This window comes from Parvibaculum sp. (assembly GCF_049672805.1).
In the GTDB taxonomy this organism is placed as follows: Bacteria; Pseudomonadota; Alphaproteobacteria; order Parvibaculales; family Parvibaculaceae; genus Parvibaculum.
The window spans coordinates 1-2590 of sequence record NZ_JBATWS010000123.1 but is presented as its reverse complement, the minus strand read 5'-3'; the positions used below and the strand labels follow the sequence as shown (position 1 = coordinate 2590).

Genomic DNA, 2590 nt, shown 5'->3' with positions numbered 1-2590 from the left:
GCGCCCCAGCCGGAGATCGTCGCCTATTTTGAAGGCGTCGCGCGCAAATATGGCCTGCTGCCGCATATACGTTTCAACACGGAAATCGTGGAAGCGCATTTCGACGAAGCGGAAGGGCTGTGGCATATCCGTGCCGCCGACGGCGCTGCGTTCAGCGCGCAGGTGCTTGTGTCAGGCGTTGGCCAGCTGAACCGCCCTGCCTATCCGAAGATTGAGGGGCTGGAGAGCTTCAAGGGGGCGGCGTTTCATTCCGCGCGCTGGAACCATGATATTGATCTTGCCGGCAAACGCGTCGGCGTGATCGGCAATGGCGCGAGCGCTATCCAGTTCGTGCCGGAGATCGCGCCGAAAGCGGGGCATCTCACCATTTTCCAGCGCACGCCGAACTGGTGCGTGCCGAAGGCAGATCGTCCTTTCCGGGAATGGGAGAAGAAGCTCTACCGTGCCATGCCTGTGCTGGCACGGCTGCAACGCTGGTGGACCTGGCTGATGCTGGAGCGGAACTATCTCGCCTTTGTGCAGGGAAGCTTCTTCGGCAAGCTTTTTGAGAAGGCGGCGCTCAAGGAAATCGAGACACATATCAAGGACCCGGAGCTTCGCGCGAAACTCATTCCTGACTATCCGGCCGGCTGTAAGCGCAGTCTGCTGACGAATGACTGGTATCCCGCCCTTGCGCGGGACAATGTATCGGTCGAAACAAGCCATATCGCACGGGTAACGGAGGACGCGATCATCACCGAGGATGGCGTGTCGCATCCGGTCGATGTCATCATCTATGCGACGGGCTTTGAATCGACTGACTTCCTTGCGCCGATGAAAATTACCGGGCGGGGCAATGCCGATCTCAATGCCGTATGGGCGCGCGGTGCAGAGGCACATCGCGGCGTGACTTTGGCGGGCTTTCCGAACTTTTTCATGCTCTATGGGCCGAACACCAATCTCGGCCACAACTCGATCATCTTCATGATCGAGTGTCAGGTGAACTATGTCGGCCAGTGCATCGAAGCACTGGCAAGCAGCCGCCTGCGCTACATGGATGTGAAGCCCGCCGCGATGGAAAGCTTTAACCGCGAGCTGCAACAGGACATGCAGAAAACCGTCTGGGCCGCAGGCTGCTCAAGCTGGTACAAGACGGCGGACGGCAAGGTGACAAATAACTGGTCGAGCTTCACCGCCAAATATTGGTGGCAGATGCGCCATCCCGATTTCAACGAATATGCGCTGGTGGGCGGGTGAGGCGAGGCGGCTCAGGCCGCCGCTTTCCGTTCTTCAATCTCCCGCAGCAAGGCGCGATTGTGCTTGTGATTTGAGCAGAAGGCCGTGACCTTGCCGATAATCGGGCCGCCGCCAAGCGTGAGGTCGCCGACGAGATCAAGGATGCGATGGCGGAGGAATTCGTCCGGCGTCTGAAGTCCTTCTTTGTTCAGAACACGATCCTTGTACATCAGCAGTGCATTGCTAAGCGAGGCACCACGCACGAGCGGGATAAGGCGGAGCTTGCCGAGTATGAGGGCGGGCCAGATTACCGAGAGAATGCCGTAGGTGCGGGCGAAACAGATTTCATCGCGGAAGCGGCGCGGTGTCATGTCGCCTGACCAGTGCTGCGTGTTCCAATAAGGAAGCTCCAGTGCATAGTCTATGGCGAAGGTGTGGTAAGGCTCGATGGCAAGAGATATCCGGTTATCTGTGAGGGTAATCGGTGCTTCGATCCGACGAAAATTTCTCTGCGCATCCTGTACATCGATCCCGCCTTTCTCTATCGCCTCAATGATGGGGCGGGCACTGCCATCAAGGATTGGTACTTCCTGACCGTCCATCTCGACAATGGCGTTGTCGATCTCAAGCGCAAAGAACGATGCCATGAGATGCTCTATGGTCTGGAACTTCGCGCCATTTTCTGCGCCCAGCATTGTGCAGCGGGGAAAGTCAACGCAGTGCCGCCAGTCTGCTTGCAATTCTGCGCTTCGCCCGCGCTTGTCTGCTCGGCGGAAGCGACTGCCCGTTCCTGCAGGCGCGGGATAGATGGTGACATTCGTATTGCGGCCAGTGTGAAGGCCGATCCCGCTAAAATGCGCAGGCTTCTTCAGTGTGGCCTGTTTTTCCCGGAACCCTTCGGGAGCGCTCTGCATCCCGTCACCCCATATATCGACTGAATATGCTTCGTATCGAGAAGTCTGTAATCTATACGAAATCTGCCGCGGGGTCTGCTTGCTTCGAGGGCTTCTTTCACTGGTTACGCTGATTCCGCCTCATGTCCTTCCTTATCCGGCTCACTGAAAAACTTGAAGATGTTGGACGTCTGATTGCCTCTCGCGGCAGCCACATTGCGGCGCTGGAAGCATTTTACAGCGCGCATACGGGTGCGGTTGAGCCATCACCCATCGGTGTTTTCAAGGACGGATTCCCTAAAGCCCGGCCCGGTCTCGTTTCCATTGTGATATTGACGCTCAACGGAGCCGAGCTTCTGACCTCTCTTTTTCGCTCCTTCCGGCAGCATAATTCATGGCCGGATATCGAGTTCATCGTCGTGGATCATGGCGGCGATGCGGAAACGAAGCGCGTGCTGACGGAGGAGAAGACCCACTTCACT

The 2590-nt window shown here is 57.4% G+C and carries 3 protein-coding genes; 2 read left to right on the top strand and 1 reads right to left on the bottom strand.

The genetic code is table 11. The features are described from left to right. A partial coding sequence (locus WBF74_RS03915; protein ID WP_424435468.1) for a flavin-containing monooxygenase occupies nucleotides 1-1236 on the top strand: 1236 nt, incomplete at its 5' end. An 11-nt stretch (nucleotides 1237-1247) separates the two neighbouring features. Here WBF74_RS03915 and lpxC read toward each other — a convergent pair. Next, nucleotides 1248-2129 (bottom strand): UDP-3-O-acyl-N-acetylglucosamine deacetylase, encoded by an 882-nt coding sequence (lpxC, locus tag WBF74_RS03910; RefSeq protein WP_424435465.1) that lies wholly within the window; start codon nucleotides 2127-2129, stop codon nucleotides 1248-1250. 122 nt (nucleotides 2130-2251) lie between these two features. Between lpxC and WBF74_RS03905 the strand changes: the two genes are divergently transcribed. Beyond that, the coding region (locus tag WBF74_RS03905; protein WP_424435462.1) for a glycosyltransferase family 2 protein at nucleotides 2252-2590 on the top strand (339 nt) is incomplete at its 3' end.

Excerpts from the sequence above, each read along its gene's own strand:
- lpxC (WP_424435465.1), bottom strand. The coding sequence starts at position 2,129 with ATGCAGAGCGCTCCCGAAGGGTTCCGGGAAAAACAGGCCACACTGAAG.